Below are 19,554 nucleotides of genomic sequence, written 5' to 3' on the forward strand. Positions count from 1 at the left end.
ATTAATTCCACTTTTTCCTTATGTCTTGCCTAGGTGAACTCCCGAACTTTAGCTGAAATATAATTGCCTGAGCATGTTATATCAGTTTATTCTGCATGGCTGATCAATTTTTTAAGGTGTGCATCCATTGAAAGGAAGGTTTGAGATAGCTTTTCAATTTGCTCCTGTGCTTCCTTCCATTGATTTTGTTCGATGGCCTCACGTACCCCCGGCAAGGTTTTTACCCCGTAGCCCGTGTAAAATCCCGGGGCATACAACTGATGCCTGAACCAGGGTCTTCGCGGTAGTCCCGAGTTTTCGGTGAGCTGCTGTTCCGTTTTTTGTAAAGCCATATTTATTGCTTCCTGCTTTTTTAAGGGCAGCGTCTCCAATGATAGTGCTTCCAATTGCTCAATGCTCTGCCTTAATTGTTCAAGACTGTTTTGCAAAGGCGAAAAGTCGAGATAAGGAACAGCATCTTTAGGTTCCGGCTTTTTAAAGGGTTTACGCGGATCAGCAGCAAGTTGATAAGCATTATTCCTGACCAGCTTGTTGTGTTTCTCAACAGTTTTTCTTTTGTTGTCGACCTCTTTCATGATTTCCTCGAGATATCCCTCAACCGTAATATGCCACTGCTTAAACTCGAAAGGAAGGACGTCTGCATTGGCGATCCTCAATACCATTCGCCCGGCAGCATTGGCCAAAGTCACTCCGTAGGCAAATTCCGGATCCTTAAATCGTTTGTAATGAGGGTAGGTATCGTAAATGGTATGGTATTCTCCCCCAGCATTTTCGCCTCCAAAACCTATGTTCAGGGAGGCTATTCCCGCGTGTTGGATAAAGGGGGTATAATCAGAACCTGAACCCAGGGCACTAAGATTAAAACTATCATTTCCTCCGTTAACCATCTGAGCGGCAATGCGCCTTTCTTTTATGGAGACCCCGGTCTGAGGATCTATTACGGCATCTGCCACTTCGGTTACCATAGTTTGTAAGGTATGCGATCCTCCTGCCCGGAAAAAGCCACGCCCGTTACCGTCTGTATTGATGTATGCGACAAGTTTTTCCTGTAATTCCTTTTCATGGTCTTCCACCCATTCGGTAGATCCGATCAAGCCGGGTTCTTCGGCATCCCAGGCACCGTATACAACAGTTCGCTTAGGCCTTTTTCCCTGTTTCGCCAACTCGCCAATAACTCTGGCTTCTTCCATCAGCGCAATCATCCCACTAACAGGATCATTGGCTCCGTGTACCCAGGCATCGTGATGGTTGCCCCGCATTACCCATTGGTCAGGATAGGTGCTGCCTTTCAGAGTTGCAATGACATTGTAGGCCGGAGTAATTTTCCAGTCGAACTCTAATTTTAAATGCACTTTGGCCGGTCCCGGACCTATATGGTAGGTGAGGGGCAGGCCACCCTTCCAGCTTTCAGGGGCAACCGGCCCTTTTAGGGCTGCCAGAAGAGGTTGTGCGTCTTCATATGAAATGGGGAGAACGGGTATTTTTGTGATCGTAGGAGCCTCCTCACGATTTAGTCTTTTGGCATCTTTGGTAGCTGCGTATCCCGGGGTTAGCACATCGCCCGGATAAAGCGGCATATCCATTACCGATCCTCTTTGCACTCCTGTTTTATTTTTAAAGGCCCCTTCCGGATATACGTCTCCTCTTACATAGCCGTCGTCTTCGGGATCTGAGTAAATGATGCAACCAATTGCTCCTTTTTCAGCAGCGAGTTTAGGTTTAATCCCCCTCCAGGAACCGTAGTATTTAGCGATCACTATCTTGCCGGTGACATCAATCCCCAGCTTTTCTAATTCCTCATAATCACTTGGGATGCCGTAGTTGACAAAGACCAGTTCTGCCTCTACATCCCCGTCAGTTGAGAAAGCATTGTAACTAGGTAAGAGAGCATCACCCTGAGCGGTATAAGGGTCACCTTCAACCGGCACTGCTGTTAGTTTGGCCTGGTAGGGTTGATCTCCGAGAAGTTCTAGTTCGCGCACTTTGGGATAGGGAAAGAGAATATGGTATGTATCTATTCTGGTGTCATAGCCCCAGGATTTAAACCGGGCAGCCATCCAGTCTGCATTTTGTTTGCCGTATTCTGTACCCACCCAATGCGGCTCAGCTGAAAGGCGCTTCATCCAGCTATCCAGATTCTCAGTTGAAAGCCTGGCCTCAAAGGCAGCTTCGAGATCTAATTGTTCCGATACGTTTTCCGCTTTAAATCCGGTGATGGACTGTGCGTTAATGGTGCCCAAAGAAAGGGCAAAAAGACTAAGAAATAAAACTCGTTTCAACATCAGATAATTTTTTTTGAAGATAGTAATTTGTAAAATGAAAATAATACCGTCTAATCGATAAGGACAAAACTCCGGCATGTTTGTACTATTCAGTACCAGGACTGATCTAGCTTTAAGATGGTCCGCAAAAGAACATTAGCCCCATTGGCCATATCGGTGGGAGAAGTATATTCTTTGGGCGAATGGCTGATACCCCCTTCACTGGGAACAAAGATCATCCCAACCGGTGTAATTCGAGCCATATCCTGGGCGTCGTGTCCGGCACCGCTCTGCATTTGCTTCGTGCTTAAACCCATCTCTTCAGCCGCTCCGGCGATGAGCTCCTGGATTTTTTTATCGGTGAGGGCCGGAGCTGAAGTCGCATCGATAGGGGTAAAGGTAAAAGGGGTTTCCATTTCTTCTTCAATGACTTGAGCTTGTGTTTTTATATCCTCAAATAATTTTTTGATTTTCTCTGAGGAAAGATCCCTAATTTCAAGGCTTAAATTCACTTCTCCGGGGATCACGTTAGGCGCTCCAGGAAAGGCTTCGATCTTGCCCACTGTCCCCACCTGATTCCCTTCATAACTTTTAATCACTTTATTAATAGCAAGAACAAATTTGGCAGCAGAGATCAGGGCATCTTTTCTCAATGCCATAGGCGTGGTTCCTGCATGGTTGGCAAAGCCTTTGATATTAACATCCCACCATTTAATGCCAACGATTCCTTCGACAACTCCAATATCGATCTGTTCGCGATCCAAAATCCCTCCCTGTTCAATATGAAGTTCCAGAAAAGCAGCTAAACTCCCTTCTTCCCGTTCTACTTCCCAGACCCGATCTGCATTTCCTCCAAGCCTGTTGATGCCTTCACGCATAGAAAACCCTGTACTGTTCACAACGGTAAGGGCATCTTCGTTTAACTCACCCACAAGGGCCCGACTTCCCATCACTCCTCCCTCTTCGTTCGAAAAAATAAATATTTCAAGGGGGTGTTCGGTCTGAATTCCGGCTTCATCTAAGGTTCTGATGACTTCTATAGCTGCCAAAGAACCCACGCATCCGTCGTAGTTACCACCGTTGGGAACCATGTCGATATGCGAGCCAAATCCAATAGGTTTTAGATCAGGGTCTTTTCCCACTTTTTTCCCGATAATATTTCCGGCGTAATCCACACTCACCTCCAATCCGGATATTTGCATGAGCGAAATGATATAAGCGCGTCCTGCGAGATCAGCATCACTAAATGCCACGCGATTTGTTTCTCCGTTTTCTTTCACGCCGTAATTGGCCAGGGTAAATAAGGTCTTTTCCAGGCGTTCCTGATTTACCTGCGGGACTTGCTGGGCAATGGAAAGCACACCATAGGACATACAGAGTATGAACAAGAAATAGTTCTTTTTCATGATAAGGGATTTTAAAACAAGATATAAAATTATAGGGGTATAAGACAGATTCCCAATTATTTCAGCAGGATGTGATCGAGCTCAATCCTGAATTCCTCGGCTTTCTTATTCCCGATCAGAATCGCAACCTCTCCCATTTCTTGCCCCGGATAAGGCGGCATATTTAATTGTCTTCCTCTGAATTGTGGAATAAACGCTTTAAAAGGAATGCTTAGGGTCTGCCATTTTCCTGTAGTTTCAAAAGTATAGGCGTAATTGTAGTATTGTGAGGAACTCGACTTTACCCTGATCTGGTATTTTTTCCCGTCTCCTTTTAGTTTTATTTCAAGGGAGGTAAAGTCGGAAACAGCTTTTGGTTTAAAACTGTATTGAACAAGGGAGAAGCCACCGTTATTCTCTAGGGAAACAAACCCCTGGAACACTCCTTTTCCTTCTTCGTTAAGGGATATCCTGCCTTTGGAAAGTCCGCCCATCACCCCGTCATTGACTACCTGCCACTTGGAAATATCGCTGCTATCAGAAAATTGAAATAGAGTAAAAGAGGCTTGTCCCATAAGCAAGTAGAAGATTAAATAGATGACCGGCATACATCAGCTGAATTGAATTACCTTAAAAATAGGAGAAAATATAGGACTGTGGTGGTCATACGAATAATTTGTAGTTATTTTAACGCCGCTTAGCACTTGATCATGTTTTACCTGACTATTGATATCTTAGGGACCATTGCCTTCGCCATTTCAGGGGTGCTGGTGGCCATGGACAAGAAACTCGACCTCTTTGGTGTTTTTATAATCGCCTTTGTCACCGCAGTAGGTGGAGGGACACTGAGAGACATGCTTATAGGGAACACTCCGGTGGCCTGGATGCAGGATTCCATTTATACCTTCACTATTTTAGGGGCTGTGATATTCGCCATTCTTCTGCAGGAAAGGTTGCGATATCTCAGGAAGTCCTTGTTTTTATTTGACACCATTGGTATCGGACTATATACCATGGTAGGGATAGACAAAGGCCTGCAGGCCGAATTGATCCCTATCATGTGTATTGCACTGGGTACAATCACAGCTTGTTTTGGAGGCGTGATCAGGGATATTTTGTGTAATGAGATCCCTGTAATCTTTCGCAAGGAGATCTATGCTACCGCCTGTATTCTGGGAGGAGGGTCTTACTTTTTACTTACACGACTGCCTATCATAGATGAATATTCATTTGTAGCCAGCATAATCGTTGTCATTGGAATCAGGCTTTTAGCGGTAAAGTACAAAATTGCCTTGCCCAATATCTACAGGAATAAGAGCGCATAAGTGGGTTGCTTTCGCACTAGACGATCTCTATTTGAGAATTTCAGCCTTAGTGATATAGATATTCTTTGAAGGCCAGTCGCCGTCGTCAACAGGTTGCTGGTTGATCAGGTCAACCACATCCATTCCTTCTACAACCCTGCCAAAGGGGGTGTAATTCCCATCGAGATGGTACGATCCCGGTTTGGTCACCACGATAAAAAATTCGTAAGGACTCGCCAGCATATGTGGGTTGTCGATCTCACTACTGGGCATGGAAATGGTACCGCGGTGGTGTTTATGCCCCTTACGGGTATCGGGGGGTAAAAGATATCGCCCTATTTCTCTGCGCTTTGCGGCAGTTTTCCGGTTATCGGCATTTCCTCCCTGTATAATAAAATCCTTTACGACCCTGTGAAACATGGTATTGTTGAAATATTCCTTCTTTGTGAGGTAGATAAAGTTGGCTTTGTGATAGGGTACATTGTCGTATAATTCGACAACAAAACTCCCCAGGCTGGTTGTAATTTTAATACGAGTGGTGGGTAGTCCCTTCTGATAATCAAAAAAGAAATCAATGGCATTTTCTTCTGTCAGCACAAAGGGTTCTTTTTCCTCAATGACGGAGGTGTCCTTCTGTTGTACTATTTTTGTGACTTCATTAAGGCTGTCTTCAGTAATTATATCAATGCTTTCTGAAGTTTGTTCTTTAGGAGTTTCTCCGCAAGCTAGTGCTAAAATTAGTACTATCATTGCCAGATACCTCAAGTTTTGAAAAATCATGGATTTTATAAAGTTTTCTGAACAGATATCAAAAATAAAAAATCTCCCACTTCCGGGCAGGGATGCACACTATAAAATGGCACCAGAAATCCGTATCCGAGAACTGGAAGAAGGAAATATTATCAGAAAAAACCCTAAAAAGGCAGGGGTCATGGCCCTTTTTTATCCAGGGGAAGCCTACCAGACACATTTGTTGTTAATCATGAGGCGTACCTATAAAGGAGTGCATTCTAGTCAGGTTGCCTTCCCCGGAGGGAAAAAAGAGAAAGGGGATGCTTCTATTCTTCACACGGCGCTGCGTGAGACCTATGAAGAAGTTGGAGTATTACCCGAAAAAATAGAGGTCATCAGAAGTGTAAGTGAGGTTTTTATTCCACCGAGTAATTTTGAAGTGCAGCCTTACGTAGGCCTCTACGCTGATCCTGCACCTTTTATCATACAGGAAGATGAGGTAGAACATTTGATAGAAGTCCCGCTGAATAAGGTTATGGATAATAGCTATCTCACTTCTCAAATCCTGTCTACCTCATATGCCTCCGAAATCGAGGTTCCGGCCTTCAATTTTAATGGTTATACGGTTTGGGGTGCCACTGCTATGATGCTAAATGAGATTAGGGAATTGATGAAGCAGGTGTTATAAGCCTAATTTTGTAGTTTTGTGCCTATGCCTTTATTCAAGAGAAATCCATTTGGTCATATCCTATTTGTAAAAAAATGGTTGATCCGCATTCTGGGGATTATGACGCATCAGCGTTACAAAGGGTTTAATACTCTGGAAATTGAAGGTTCTGAGATAGTACGGGATTTGCCCGGCCAGGGTGTACTTTTTGTGAGTAACCATCAAACCTATTTTGCTGATGTGGTTGCCATGTTCCATGTCTTTAATGCCAGCCTTAGCGGACGAGCGGATACCATTAAAAATGTAGGCTACCTCTGGAATCCGAAACTGAATATTTATTATGTCGCGGCAGCCGAGACCATGAGAAAAAGTCTCTTGACCAAGGTCCTGGCCTATGTGGGTTCTATAAGTATTGAACGTACCTGGCGGGCAGATGGACAAAACGTCAACCGGCAGGTAAAAATGAGTGACATTTCCAATATCGGAAAGGCGCTTCAGGATGGCTGGGTGATCACTTTCCCGCAGGGTACCACTACCCCCTGGAAGCCCCTTAGGAAGGGCACAGCTCATATTATAAAAAAGTATAAACCCATTGTAGTTCCGGTAGTCATTGACGGATTCAGGCGATCCTTCGATAAAAAGGGCCTCTATGTAAAAAAGAAGGGAATACTTCAATCCCTGGTGATCAAAGAGCCCCTGGAGATCGATTATGATAATGATACGGTAGAAGCGATTATAGAAAAGTTGGAATTCGCCATTGAGCAGCATCCATCCTTTTTAAAGGTGATCCCGGCAGAAGAATTGTTAGCCTATGAGGAGGAAAACAAAAAACGTAAATGGCGGCAGAAGGCTTAAACCTCAAGGCGCTTTAACTCACTGTAGTTTCGCCCCAGTTTTCTGAGCAGCAAGCCGTAGATCAAAAAGTATATAAGACCCAGCAGGGCAGTACATACAACACCTGTTGCAACCATTACGCCTGAAATCAGGAACTTCAATTGCTGAACGGTCATATTGACTGATTTATTTTCTAGCTCAAATACCTGTAGAAAACTATCCCCATCACTAAAGAGAATTCCTATGGCGATGATCAGGAAAGTGAGGAGAAAAATCGACAAGGCAAAAACAATGTAGTTCTTAACCGTTTTCCGGGTGCGGATTATTTTACGCATGAGTTCCTTTGCGCTGTCAAGAACTGTGATCTCCCGGTATCGCTGATAAAATTGAAAGATAAAATAAAAGACTACCACGTACTGAAGTACAGTTAGTCCCAGGACTACGTATTTTAAGCCCAGGTCGTCATAGAAGGAGATTCCCTCCCTGGCCGAAGGAATGAGGTAAAGTAGATGCGGTAAAGCAAATTCGATTATGCTAATGATAAAAATCCACTTCACAATAGAGGAAGATCGCTTCCATATCATTGCATAAAGCTCATCGTAGGACAATTTGGGCAAATCCTGCCCTTGTTTCTTCCAGTCCTTTTTCAGCAATTCCAATTCATCCATTATAGTCTCAGGGATTTAGAATTGTTCTTAATTTTGTTTTGACACGATTCATTTTCACTCTTGCATTTACCTCAGAAATACCCAGTGTCTGTGATATTTCCCGGTAACTTTTGTCTTCCAGGTACAAAAAGACCAGGGCCTTATCAATATCGCCCAGCTGCCTTATAGCTTTGTACATCAGGGCCAACTGTTTTTCTTCTTCGGGATCATATTCTTCTGCCTTAATTTTAAAGATGACTGAATCGTAATCCTGAGTAGGCACACTTTTCTTTGATTTTCTATACAGGGTGATTGCCGTATTCAGGGCTACCCTGTACATCCAGGTACTAAATTTGGACTCCCCCCTGAATTTCGGGTAGGCTTTCCAAAGCTGGATGGTAATTTCCTGAAACAGATCATTATGTGCATCCCTGTTATGCGTATATAAACTACACACTTTGTGAACAATATTCTGATTGCTCTCCAGTTCGGTTACAAATTGGTGTTCCAGTTCTTTGTTCACTCTAAGCTTAGTGTCAAAAAGATTAGTATAAGTTTCCTCCGCTTAGTTACAGGAGAAGTAAAAAAAGCTGCGTTTATTAAAAATAAGGCTATGGAAATCCTTTTAATTTCTGTAGTTAAGTGCCGGCTTCCTGTCTCCCAATAAGGGAATATAATTAAAATCAGCTCCTCTTCTTTTGATAAATTCTTCCTTGGCTACTGCTACCAATTTGGGATCTTCAAAGAGTTGGATTGCTGTTAAACTGATAGCTTTAGCCGCTACCATCATTCCCTTGTTGCCTATGGAAGTTCCTCCGGCAGCAACCGCCTGCCAGCTGTGGGCAGGAGTCCCCGGAACCCAGGTGGCTGCACGCATTCCCACTGTAGGAACCGCAAAACTTACATCACCGACATCAGTTGATCCCGAAGCCCTGGCTGTTGTCTCGTAGGGCTGAACCATTTTCGCTGTTTCTTCGTCCAGGGAATCATACCCCATACTGGATGAGATTTTTTCAGCAAAGGCTCTCTCTTCATCTGTATAGGTAATACCACCTATATCACTCAAATTCTCATGCATTACCTTTTGCAGGGTGAGGTTGGGCAACAATTCGTGAGTACCTCCGATCATTTCGTAGTCCATCGTGGTTCCCGTACCCATGGCAGCACCTTCGGCAGCCTTGACGATGCGATCAAAGATTTCAATAACCACATCCCGGGAATAATGCCTTGCATAATAATATACTTCAGCGAAGTTGGGCACTACATTGGGGGCTTTTCCCCCATCGGTAATCACGTAATGGATCCTCGCTTCCTGAGGGATGTGCTCACGCATCATATTGACCATCATATTCATAGCCTCCACGCCATCGAGGGAAGATCTGCCTTTGTCAGGTGCTCCGGCTGCGTGCGCCGATACCCCGTAAAAGCGGAATTTAGCCGATTTATTGGCCAGGGCCGCTCCGGCGCTTGCGGCATTTGAGGATCCTGGATGCCAATGAAGGGCAACATCAACGTCATTAAATAATCCCTCGCGTACCATATAGACCTTACCACTTCCTCCTTCTTCGGCAGGACAACCATAAAAACGAATGGTGCCTTTTACTTTATTAGCGTTCATCCAGTTTTTTACCGCGATGGCCGCAGCAGTGGAAGCTGTGCCGAATAAATGATGTCCACAGGCATGTCCTGCAGCCTTGCCGGCGGTTTTTTGCATAGGGACTGCTTCCTGCGACAGACCCGGTAGGGCGTCATATTCCCCCAGTATCGCTATTACAGGTGACCCACTTCCGTATTCTGCGATAAAGGCAGTTGGAATACCGGCAACCCCCTTTTCAACATTAAAACCCGCTTGTTTCAATGTGGATTGTAACAAGGCTGAACTCTGTTCCTCCTGATAGCCCATTTCAGCCAAATTCCAGATATTTTGAGCGATATTACCGTATTCACCGGCCTTTTGGTTAAGTGATTCGATAACGGCTTCGGTGGATTTTTGTCCCTGTATAGTAAAAAAGGCACATAGAACGAAGGCAAGGAAGAGCGTATATTTCATGCTTGTGTTTTTAGGTGATGCTAAATATATAAAATGAGGAGGTAATTCACAGCAGTAAGAATAACAATTATCTCACGCCTCACGAACTTATTTTCTGGGATGAAATTGTTCCATGACCCTGGAGAGGTGAGTGCGGTCTACGTGCATGTAAATTTCCGTTGTCGTGATACTCTCGTGCCCGAGCATTTGTTGAATTGCTCGCAGATCGGCCCCATTTTCAAGTAAGTGAGTGGCAAAGGAATGCCTGAAGGTGTGCGGACTGATGGTTTTTCTCAATCCTGTCTTTACTCCCAATTGCTTTACAATAGTAAAAATCATTGCTCTGCTCAGTGCTTTTCCTCTCCTGTTTAGGAATAAGATGTCTTCATTCCCCTTTTGGATGTTTTGATGTACTCTTACCTGGTAACGATATAGGTTGATATATTTTTGATTCACCTTGCCAATAGGGACAAATCGCTGCTTATCTCCTTTTCCGGTGACCTTGATAAAATCTTCCTCAAAAAACAGATCTGAGATCCGGAGCTGAATGAGTTCTGAGACGCGTAGTCCACAACCGTAGAGTGTTTCCAGCATAGCGCGGTTTCGCTCTCCTTCAGCCTTAGATAGGTCGATAGCTTTTATCAGGGTATCTATTTCTTCAACAGAAAGGGTGTCGGGTAGTTTTCTTCCCAATTTGGGAGACTCTATAAGCTCCATAGGGTTGTCTTCACGATACTGTTCAAAGGCCAGGTAGTTAAAAAAACTATTCAATCCGGAGATTATTCGGGCCTGTGATCGTGGAGAAACCGATTTTCCAAGCTCGTAAACAAATTGTAAGAGTATTTCCTGCTCAATCTTAACAGGCGATATTTTCTGATCTAATTCCTCTAGGTAGCTGACGAGTTTGCGAACATCCCTTAAATAATTCATCAGGGTATTTTCCGAAAGCCCCCTTTCTAATTTCAGGTAGTGTTTGTAATCTGCTATGGCCTGTTCCCATTTCATGGCTTAAAGATACTGGCTTCCTTATACAAATAAATACAAATGTCTATTCTACCACCTATTTTGGGGTTTTGGCAACAAAAATAAGGAGTTGATCACTTAAGAATATAGATTTGTGACCTAACCATCAGCTAAATACAAATGAAGAAATTTCTTATCGTTTTAACGGCCATACTCTTCGGTACAAGTCTTGTAGCCCAAGAAGGTATAAAAATTGGATTGCACGGAAGTTTTCCCTTTAACGACTTCAGCGATGCCGTTGTGCTTTCCGCCGGATTTGACGTCGGTTATATGCATGCCCTTGGTGAGGTAGTGGATGCAGGGGTTATGACGGGATTCATCAATGGATTCCCTGATAATTTTGACGCTGGCCCCGACCTGCCTAGTATACAGTTCTTGCCACTTGCAGCTTCTTTTCGGATCTGGCCTTCCAATTCCTTTTCTTTTGGAGGAGATGTAGGCTATGCCGTTGGGATCAACGACGGTAATGATGGAGGATTATATTACCGTCCTACTATCGGTTATCTCTTTGGGACAAATACAGAAGTGAATTTCTCCTACACAGGGATACAGCTCGAAGGTGCCACCTGGTCTACCGTAAATGTGGGCGTTCTCCATACTATTCAGGTGAGGCCAAGAAGGCTCTAATCACTTTATTTAAATTTCAAATTAGCTTAAGACTTCTAAACCCGGCTCAGTATAATTTAGTGGCATCACCTTGTTTGAAATATCTTGATTTATTAGTATCTTACTCCTGTTAACCAACTAAAAACCACAGGATTATGAGAAAATTAATCTTTTTTTCCGTTCTGGCCGCTACGGCCTTATTGACGAGTTGTGCTACCTGTAATTGGGGTATTAAAGCCGGACCTAATTTTGCCTCAGTAGGAGGTGATGATACGGATGACCTCGATTCAAGATTTGGAGTATTTTTTGGGGCATATACAGAGTGTATGATCTTAGACACGTTTAGTGTTCAGCCTGAATTAATTTTTTCTCAGCAAGGGGCAGATTATACTGAAAGTGAAGGCTTTGATGGTACATTTAAATTCAATTACTTAAACCTTCCGGTTATGGGAAAACTTTATGTAAACGATGGTTTATTCGTAGAAGCCGGCCCGCAAATAGGATATCTCTTATCAGCAAAAGAAGAATTTGAATCTATGAGTCTTTCGGGGGAAGATGACATCAAGGATGATATAAAAAATATCGACTTTGGTGCGAATGTTGGGTTGGGATACCAATTTGACAGCGGACTAAATATAGGAGCCCGTTACAACTTCGGGATCGCTAACATTAACGATTTTGCCGATTCATCAGATTTTTCGAACACCAATAACGTATTTTCTTTTGCCGTTGGATTCAGATTTTAATTCAAAATAAACAAGGATTTACGGAAGCCCCTGGTGGGCTTCTTTTTTTTGTTCCTTTTTTTGATACATTTACCCAATGAAAAAGCTGATCATCATCAATGGCCCCAATTTAAATCTGTTGGGAAAACGTGAGCCTGATGTTTACGGAGATATGAGTTTTGAAGACTATTTTTCAAAGCTGCAGATGACATTTAAGGAGGTACAACTCGCGTATTTCCAGTCGAACATCGAAGGCGAACTCATTGACAAGTTGCAGGAGGTGGGATTTAGCTACGATGGCATTATTCTGAATGCAGCCGCTTATACCCATACTTCGGTAGGGTTGGGGGATGCGGTAAAGGCTATTTCAACCCCTGTGGTGGAAGTTCATATCTCTAATACCTTCAAAAGAGAAGACTTTAGGCACATCTCCCATATCTCCGCTGGTGCCAAAGGTGTCATCCTTGGATTTGGCCTGGCATCGTACGATCTCGCTATCCACAGTTTCTTAAAATAAAGCCCTGGTGTAGATTTAGTAAGTGAAATCTACTTTAAATTAAGATTAAACCTTACTTTTCTTAAGAAAAAACCTTAACTATATTTGTTTTTGTCTTATCTTTAAGATTGTCCTCCCAAATTCATCATCTCTTAATGGTATTGTAAATCAATAATTTAGAATTCCATAGAATGACTCCTACCGTTGTTATGTAAGCCTTTTGGTTCGGTTTTTCGATTGCGTATTTTTTAAATATCGACAGTCGAGAAAAGGGAACGAATCAAGGGGATAATAAACCAAATAACCAACAATGAAAACCACAAAGTATTACTCAGTTAATGAGGGGTATAACCCTTTTGTAAATTCGGGGTTTTTCCAGAAGAATTTCATAGCTCATTTTAGGATCACATTCATATTATTGCTTGTTCTGTGCTGTATTGGCACCTCCTTTGGCCAGCAAGGGAACAAAGGCTCAAAGGGTGCAAATAATGAAGAAGTGACCCTCTTTACCTGTGCAGAAAATATCGGGAACGGACTTTATCTTGCTAAATTCGGGTATACCAACCCTACCAATAAAACAATAACTGTTTTGCCAGATGCGAGTTACATCTTCCTTAGCGACAAAATAGAGGATTCTGAGTTTGACGGTATTCAAAAAATTCCGGGAATCTTCTCCTTCGAACCAGGTACGCATGACAATGTTTTATCCGTTGTCTTCGCAGATAACGGGCATGCCAAATGGACCGTCGCCTTTGGTGGCTCAAGCGATCAAAAGATCAGAGCGACCTTAAATTCTCCGGTATGTGAAGGCGATCCCTTTATTGTACCGGTAATTGGCCCGGGTAATGGTAAAACAGAAGGTTACATAAGTCCAGAGTTAATCTCACTTGCTGCAGGTACTGCAGGAGATACTCCTTCGTCCCTGATCTATCAGATCAGTCCGGAAGAAAAAGTACTTATTCAGATCGTACCTTTTGATGGTAAAACTCAGGACGTCATTGATTTACTGATCAATACCTTTGGCCTTCAGTACAACATCCAGCCAAATATCTCTGATTTTATAGTTAATCCTTCCTTGATTATTTCTGAAGAATTAGCTGCGATTGATGTTTTGTTTCCAATAAACAAAATACTTCCTCCACCCCCTCCGGATCCGCCTATGCCGGCGCTTACAGATTATCCCGACCTTATTAAGTCAGTACAGGCACTCTACACTCCTTTTACATCAGGAGAGGAGGAGGACACAGGAGATGCAATAACTCAGGGCGATGCAGCACAGAAATCAGATATCGTCCGACGTTCTTTCAAGATCGTCAATGGGGATGAAAGTATAGCTGTTGATGGAACCGGCGTTAACATTGTGGTCTTTTCCAACAGTTTTGATGCAAATCCTCCGGAAGCTGGACAACCCAGCAATGAAGCTATTGACGTAGGGAACGGGGATCTGCCGGGTATCGCCGGAAATGGCAACCCCAATGGATACAATACACCGGTAAATGTGATTAAGGAATACCCGTATACTTTCGGACAATTATCAGATGAGGGGAGGGCTATGCTTCAAATTGCACATGATATTGCTCCTGGTGCCAATCTGGCGTTCCGAACAGCCGTTCTATCACCCAGAGATTTTGAATTGGGTGTAAAAAATTTAATTCCATCGGTAAATACGATTGCTCTAGATGACATCACTTTTCCCGGAGAACCTGCATTCGGGATAAGCAATATCGGAAAAGCAATACAGGAATTCAGGGCCGCCGGAAATTACTATTTTACCTCAACTGGAAATTTTTCTGACGCCGCTTTTCAATCACTTTTTGTTTCGGCTAACGGCGTTGATCTGCCTGATTTTATACCTGATGAAGGAACGGTGGCACACGCCTTTGATGGAGTAGATAATATATATCAAAGGTTTAGTGTAAAAAACGGAGAAACCTATATGATCGTCCTGCAATGGAAGGACGACTTTGCCTCGCAGGAGAACATATTAGGAGCCAGAAACGATTTTGATATTTGGGTAGTAGACGGTGAGCAACGCCTTTTGGTAGGTAATAATTATTACAATGATAATGATACTGAAACTACGGAGGACGGGAAAGACCCCGTGGAATATATTACCTTTAAGGCACTCGATGACGGTGTAGCGAACTTTATGATCACTAGTGCTAACGGGGATCCGGGTTCAGTTCCTTTCAGATATATCATCTTTGTGAAAAATAATCTGGAGGTCCTGGATTTTTTCGATGGTGCCCCGACCATTACGGGACATGCGCTGACTCCTGAGGCCCTGGCTATAGGGGCAGTGGACTTTCGTAAAGCTGATGCTCCCGAACCTCAGGGCTTTTCATCTTTTGCCGGCACTATTTCTGACGGATCTACTCCTCAGGTGGCATTGTCCTCTTATGATGGGGTAAATACCAATGTAACTACCATAGGGCAGAACGAGGTGGATGGGATACCTGTTGACGATGATGACTTTAAAAACTTCTTTGGTACTTCTGCCTCCGTAGTTCATGTGGCAGCTGCTTTTGCCTTGATGGAATCTGCATTACCGGCCTGGTACGGCACAAATTCGGGAGTAGATATATTACAACTATTCAAGGATAACGCCGATAAAGTCGGGAACGAATCTCAGTTGGGCGATGGTATTGTGAATGCAGAAAATACCTTTAAAGCGATAGCAACCCAAACAGGCGTAATCAGTGACTTTACTATCGAATTTACTTCGGAAGAAGGATCGGTAATCAGTGCAGATGAATTTGAACTTACTATCAATGGGGACTTCTTTCCTGAAGATCCTACAGTTTTCTTCGGCGAGGATGAACTGCCGATAGTTTTTTATGACCCCGAGAATCCTTCGGAGATAAAAGTTTTGGTAGGACCTTTTACGGGCAATGATCCCGTTACAGTGTTTACAAACTCTACAGTTCCTTTAGGGACGGATGGCGGAAATTCTAATCCTATTTTTTTGTTGGATGATGGAATTATAGCTATAAATGTAATTGCGGAAGATATCGATGTAGAATACGGCCAGGACTATGACTTTAGCTTTACCGTTGAAGGATTACCAGAAGGGGTGACCTTCGAAAGCCTCGGACTACCGGATATTATCTATACGACGGCAGCAACGCCTCCGTTCCCAAAAATCGGGAATTACGTCGTCTTCCCGTCTTTTGACCTGGAAAATGCGAGTGCCGATCAGTTGACCGCTTTGCAAGACTATGTAGTAAATTTTAAAAGCGGTTCTCTTTCAGTTGCTAAAAAAGACCTTGAAATTATTCCTGATCCGCTGGAGGTAACCTATGGTGAGGCTATAAACCTGAATTTGAGCTATAATTACGACAATACAAATATTGCGGATAACACTGCATTCCTTTCAGCCATTTCGGAGGCCCATTCCGCCGACTTCTTTCCGGAGAATACCCTGGCCCTGATTAATGGTTTTAAAGCCCTGGTCAACGACGAACAGCTCGCGATTTTGAATTTGCTAGAGGATGGTAGCTGGATATCCACAGAGAGGACGTTGCAGAATGGATTTAAGGCTCTCGTGAATGAAATGAATCTGGTCAACCTCAATACATCACACTTTGAAGATTATTCAGATTATCTAACCAATGGTTTTAAAGCACTTGTTAATGATTTTAAAGCCCTGGTCAACAGTGAAGACCTCTTTAGTGGCAATGCTTCTTTCGGTTCAATTCAAAATGGATTTAAAGCCCTTGTAAATGACAGTGAACTGGGCGGGGAATCAGATTTGAATGACTATTCAGAAGTTTTTGCTATCGTTTATGATGGTGATGATGATACGCCAATTTCCAGATTTTATTCTCTTAACTTGATAACAGGACTCGATGTTACTCCCTTACCGGAATTCCACTCCTCCTTCGCGGGGACCATACTCGATCCTATTGCTTACAACTTTAACATAACTTACAAGTCGGGTACGATTATTGTCAATCCCGCCAGACTTGATATTTCCATTGGTGATCTTGTGATTGATCAGGGGGAAGATATAGATACATCCTTACTAGATATTAGTATTGAAGGTTATGAATACGATGAGACTCTTGCTGATGTATTCCCTGATGGCATTCCCTATCTGTTTAAAGATGCAAACGGCGTAGCTTATACTCCCGGAGCTACCGGAATCTTCTTTATTACCATTCAGAATCCTCAGAATTACGAAATCAACTATGAACGGACCGGAGTGCTTTATATTAATCCTGGCGGGGACCAATTGCGCAAGATTAGAACCTATTTGGACTGTGTGGAGGAAAATTTTGGTGATCCGGACGGACTCAATTATATAGCACATTACCGCTATATAAATCCAAATGATGAAACCATTTATATTCTGGAAGGTCCGGAGAATCTACTGACGGGTCCGGCATCCAATGGCGGAGGACTTCCCTTTATATTCCTTCCAGGGGAGAATACCTTTCAGATCCGATTTGACGGAAATACGATGAAATGGGAGCTAACCAGCAGGGATAGTACGCATAAGAGTTCTACAACCTCCACGGCCAATTCAAATTCTAACCGCTGTGATGCTGGATATATAACCAACGAGTTTTTTACTAACTCCTTTATTATTTATCCCAATCCTGTAAATGGCCTGTTGTTTATCGATCAGAATTTACCAGAACAGCTTACCCTGGATGTCTTCGATATATTTGGTATCTTACATCTCTCGACAACTTTAGACGGCAGATCAGGACCCCTCACCCACGAAATCGACATGAGTGCTTATAATAACGGAATGTATATACTTCGTTTTAGTTTGCAGGATGATGTTCAGGTATATACCATCATTAAAGAATGATAATAAGGGAAAGCGCAATCAATTATCGCAAGAGCCATACCAACAGAATTTTTCTGATGGTGGCTTTGCTTTTTATCTCTTTTTGGTCTCGTGCACAGCAAACACAAATAGATAGCTTAAAGAATATTCTTGAAAAGGGTTCCAGGGATACATCGGCGGTAAATACATTGAACCTGCTAAGCTTGGCTGTCCTTTCTAATGAGGATATAGACAAAGCTATAGCATATGCCATGGAGGCCAATGATCTTGCCGATGATATTAATTACGACTCCGGACAGGCTTTAGCTCAAAAATATATAGGTCTGGGATATTTCTATCAGGGGAATTACCTGGCTGTAATGGACCATTGGAACCAATCTTTAGAAAGTTATAAAAAGGTTAGGGACACCAGTGGCATGGCTAACATCCTCAACAATCTGGGAGGCGTGTATTTAAGTCAGGGTGGAAGCGATAAAGCCCTGGATTATTATTTGCAATCTCTCTACTACGCAGAAAAGGTCAAGGATACGTTCAGGATCACATCTGTCTTGCCTAATATTGGCGCAGTATATGGCGATCTGAAAGATTACGACAAGGCCCTGGAGTACTTCCAACGTATGGAAAAGTACCTCCCCGGAATTGATAACCCCCAGATTACAACTTACTACTATATGGGGGTCGGTGAAATTTATAATAAGTTAAAAAAGTATGATCTGGCCCTGGAGGCCTATCAATGGGCCCTGCCCTTAACCGAGAATACTTCCGATTACGCTCATATACTAAAGGAAATGGGAATGATTGAAAATGCTTTGGGTAATCGGGCCAAAGCCATTGACTATTTAACTCTGTCCTATAGAACCGCAAAAGAGAAAAATCAGCAACTCGAGTTGCTACATGCCCTTATTGGCCTGGGAGAGATGTACAAAGCATCAAATTACAGTAAAGCTGTAGATCTGTACAATGAGGCCGAATCCCTGGCCATTGAACTGGAGACGAATAAAGGTCTTCGAGATATCTACAGGGGCTTATCTGAAACCTACGCCTCCAAAGGAGATTATAATAAAGCCTATACATTCCAGACCCTGTTTTTAGCCCAGAAAGATTCGATCTATAACAAGGAAACTGACGACAAAATAAGAGGGCTGCAGTTTGATTTTGAAAATCAGCAGAATCAGGATAAAATTGGCCTTCTGAATAAGGAGAAGGAAATAGCCACTCTGCAGGCAAAAAGACAGAAATACGTGATCTATGGTACTATAATTTCTCTTATCCTGGTATTTGTGATGGCTGTTGGGGCTTATAGCCGATACAAGTATGTAAAAAAGACAAATAAAATTATTGAAGACGAGAAAGATCGATCTGAAAAACTGCTGTTGAACATACTCCCCGAAGAAACGGCCAGGGAGCTGAAAGAAAAGGGTAAAGTAGCCGCCAAACGCTTCGAATCGGTAACCATTCTTTTCTCAGATTTTAAAGGATTTACCTCTCATGCACAACACCTTAATCCGGAGATCCTGGTAAAAAGTGTGGATTATTACTTCTCGCGCTTCGATGAGATTATGGATAAATACGGTCTGGAAAAGATCAAAACCGTAGGTGATGCCTATATGTGTGCAGGAGGTCTGCCTTTTCCAACTTCTGATCATCCCTTTAAAATGATTGAGGCGGCGATAGAAATGGCTGCGGTTATGGAAGAAATCAAAATCAGGCCCAAAGAGGATATTGTTCCCTTTGATGTACGGATAGGGATCAATACCGGTACCGTGGTTGCCGGAGTGGTTGGACTAAATAAATTTGCATACGACATCTGGGGAGATGCAGTAAACGTGGCATCGCGAATGGAGACCAAGTCTGAGCCAGGAAGAATCAATATCTCGGAGAATACTTATGAGATCATCAAAAACGTTTACGATTGTGAATTCAGGGGAGAAGTAGAGGTTAAAAATAAGGGCAAAATGTCCATGTATTTTGTAAAGGGGAGGAAAATAATCCGCCATGCGAAATCAGAAAAAGAAGTAAATGCTTAAATTGTACACTACAAGCATTT

General features: G+C 43.0%; 16 protein-coding genes. 8 read left to right on the forward strand and 8 right to left on the reverse strand.

Annotation, left to right across the window (positions count from 1 at the left end):
• Positions 1–86: 86 nt before the first annotated feature.
• The 3 genes from EQY75_RS03830 to EQY75_RS03840 form a co-directional block, all read right to left on the reverse strand.
• On the reverse strand, positions 87–2,282 hold the full coding sequence (locus EQY75_RS03830) for a M28 family metallopeptidase (RefSeq protein ID WP_129603022.1): 2,196 nt from the start codon (positions 2,280–2,282) through the stop codon (positions 87–89).
• A gap of 89 nt (positions 2,283–2,371) precedes the next feature.
• On the reverse strand, positions 2,372–3,667 hold the full coding sequence (locus EQY75_RS03835; protein WP_129603024.1) for a Zn-dependent hydrolase: 1,296 nt from the start codon (positions 3,665–3,667) through the stop codon (positions 2,372–2,374).
• Positions 3,668–3,723: 56 nt separating this feature from the next.
• Positions 3,724–4,221 carry a CIA30 family protein gene (locus tag EQY75_RS03840; RefSeq protein ID WP_129603026.1) on the reverse strand — a complete coding sequence of 166 codons (498 nt, stop codon included), beginning with the start codon at positions 4,219–4,221 and terminating at the stop codon, positions 3,724–3,726.
• A gap of 135 nt (positions 4,222–4,356) precedes the next feature.
• On the opposite strand from EQY75_RS03840, the gene EQY75_RS03845 reads away from it, so the two are divergent.
• Positions 4,357–4,971: a trimeric intracellular cation channel family protein gene (locus EQY75_RS03845; RefSeq protein ID WP_129603028.1), complete on the forward strand. Its 615-nt coding sequence runs from the start codon at positions 4,357–4,359 to the stop codon at positions 4,969–4,971.
• Positions 4,972–4,998: 27 nt separating this feature from the next.
• On the opposite strand, the gene EQY75_RS03850 is transcribed toward EQY75_RS03845, so the two are convergent.
• Complete coding sequence (locus tag EQY75_RS03850) at positions 4,999–5,700, reverse strand: peptidylprolyl isomerase (RefSeq protein ID WP_246019986.1); 702 nt, start codon at positions 5,698–5,700, stop codon at positions 4,999–5,001.
• 28 nt (positions 5,701–5,728) lie between these two features.
• Here EQY75_RS03850 and EQY75_RS03855 point away from each other — a divergent pair, with 28 nt between their 5' ends.
• Positions 5,729–6,370 (forward strand): NUDIX hydrolase, encoded by a 642-nt coding sequence (locus tag EQY75_RS03855; protein ID WP_129603032.1) that lies wholly within the window; start codon positions 5,729–5,731, stop codon positions 6,368–6,370.
• Between the two features lie 24 nt (positions 6,371–6,394).
• The gene (locus tag EQY75_RS03860; RefSeq protein WP_129603034.1) at positions 6,395–7,204 is read left to right on the forward strand and encodes a lysophospholipid acyltransferase family protein; all 810 of its coding nucleotides are present in this window, start codon (positions 6,395–6,397) and stop codon (positions 7,202–7,204) included.
• On the opposite strand, the gene EQY75_RS03865 is transcribed toward EQY75_RS03860, so the two are convergent.
• The 4 genes from EQY75_RS03865 to xerD form a co-directional block, all read right to left on the reverse strand.
• A complete protein-coding gene (locus tag EQY75_RS03865; RefSeq protein ID WP_246019988.1) occupies positions 7,201–7,851 on the reverse strand; it encodes a hypothetical protein in 651 nt (216 codons plus the stop codon). The two genes, EQY75_RS03860 and EQY75_RS03865, sit on opposite strands and share 4 nt — an antisense overlap.
• Before the next feature lie 7 nt (positions 7,852–7,858).
• Positions 7,859–8,353, reverse strand: a complete 495-nt coding sequence (locus EQY75_RS03870) for an RNA polymerase sigma factor (protein WP_129603038.1) — start codon at positions 8,351–8,353, stop codon at positions 7,859–7,861.
• Between the two features lie 102 nt (positions 8,354–8,455).
• Positions 8,456–9,880, reverse strand: coding sequence for an amidohydrolase (locus EQY75_RS03875; protein ID WP_129603039.1), 1,425 nt, complete (start codon positions 9,878–9,880; stop codon positions 8,456–8,458).
• An 87-nt stretch (positions 9,881–9,967) separates the two neighbouring features.
• Positions 9,968–10,864 (reverse strand): site-specific tyrosine recombinase XerD, encoded by an 897-nt coding sequence (gene xerD, locus EQY75_RS03880; RefSeq protein WP_129603041.1) that lies wholly within the window; start codon positions 10,862–10,864, stop codon positions 9,968–9,970.
• A 138-nt stretch (positions 10,865–11,002) separates the two neighbouring features.
• Here xerD and EQY75_RS03885 point away from each other — a divergent pair, with 138 nt between their 5' ends.
• The 5 genes from EQY75_RS03885 to EQY75_RS03905 all read left to right on the forward strand — a co-directional run bounded on the left by EQY75_RS03885 (position 11,003) and on the right by EQY75_RS03905 (position 19,534).
• A complete protein-coding gene (locus tag EQY75_RS03885) occupies positions 11,003–11,509 on the forward strand; it encodes a hypothetical protein (protein ID WP_129603043.1) in 507 nt (168 codons plus the stop codon).
• A gap of 134 nt (positions 11,510–11,643) precedes the next feature.
• Positions 11,644–12,234 (forward strand): porin family protein, encoded by a 591-nt coding sequence (locus EQY75_RS03890; protein ID WP_129603044.1) that lies wholly within the window; start codon positions 11,644–11,646, stop codon positions 12,232–12,234.
• Positions 12,235–12,310: 76 nt separating this feature from the next.
• Positions 12,311–12,730: a type II 3-dehydroquinate dehydratase gene (gene aroQ, locus EQY75_RS03895; RefSeq protein WP_129603046.1), complete on the forward strand. Its 420-nt coding sequence runs from the start codon at positions 12,311–12,313 to the stop codon at positions 12,728–12,730.
• Between the two features lie 289 nt (positions 12,731–13,019).
• On the forward strand, positions 13,020–17,528 hold the full coding sequence (locus EQY75_RS03900; RefSeq protein WP_129603048.1) for a S8 family peptidase: 4,509 nt from the start codon (positions 13,020–13,022) through the stop codon (positions 17,526–17,528).
• Positions 17,525–19,534, forward strand: coding sequence for an adenylate/guanylate cyclase domain-containing protein (locus EQY75_RS03905; RefSeq protein ID WP_246019990.1), 2,010 nt, complete (start codon positions 17,525–17,527; stop codon positions 19,532–19,534). Before EQY75_RS03900 ends, EQY75_RS03905 begins: the two co-directional genes overlap by 4 nt.
• Positions 19,535–19,554: the final 20 nt, after the last annotated feature.

Source organism: Muriicola soli (genome assembly GCF_004139715.1).
GTDB classification, from domain to species: domain Bacteria; phylum Bacteroidota; class Bacteroidia; order Flavobacteriales; family Flavobacteriaceae; genus Muriicola; species Muriicola soli.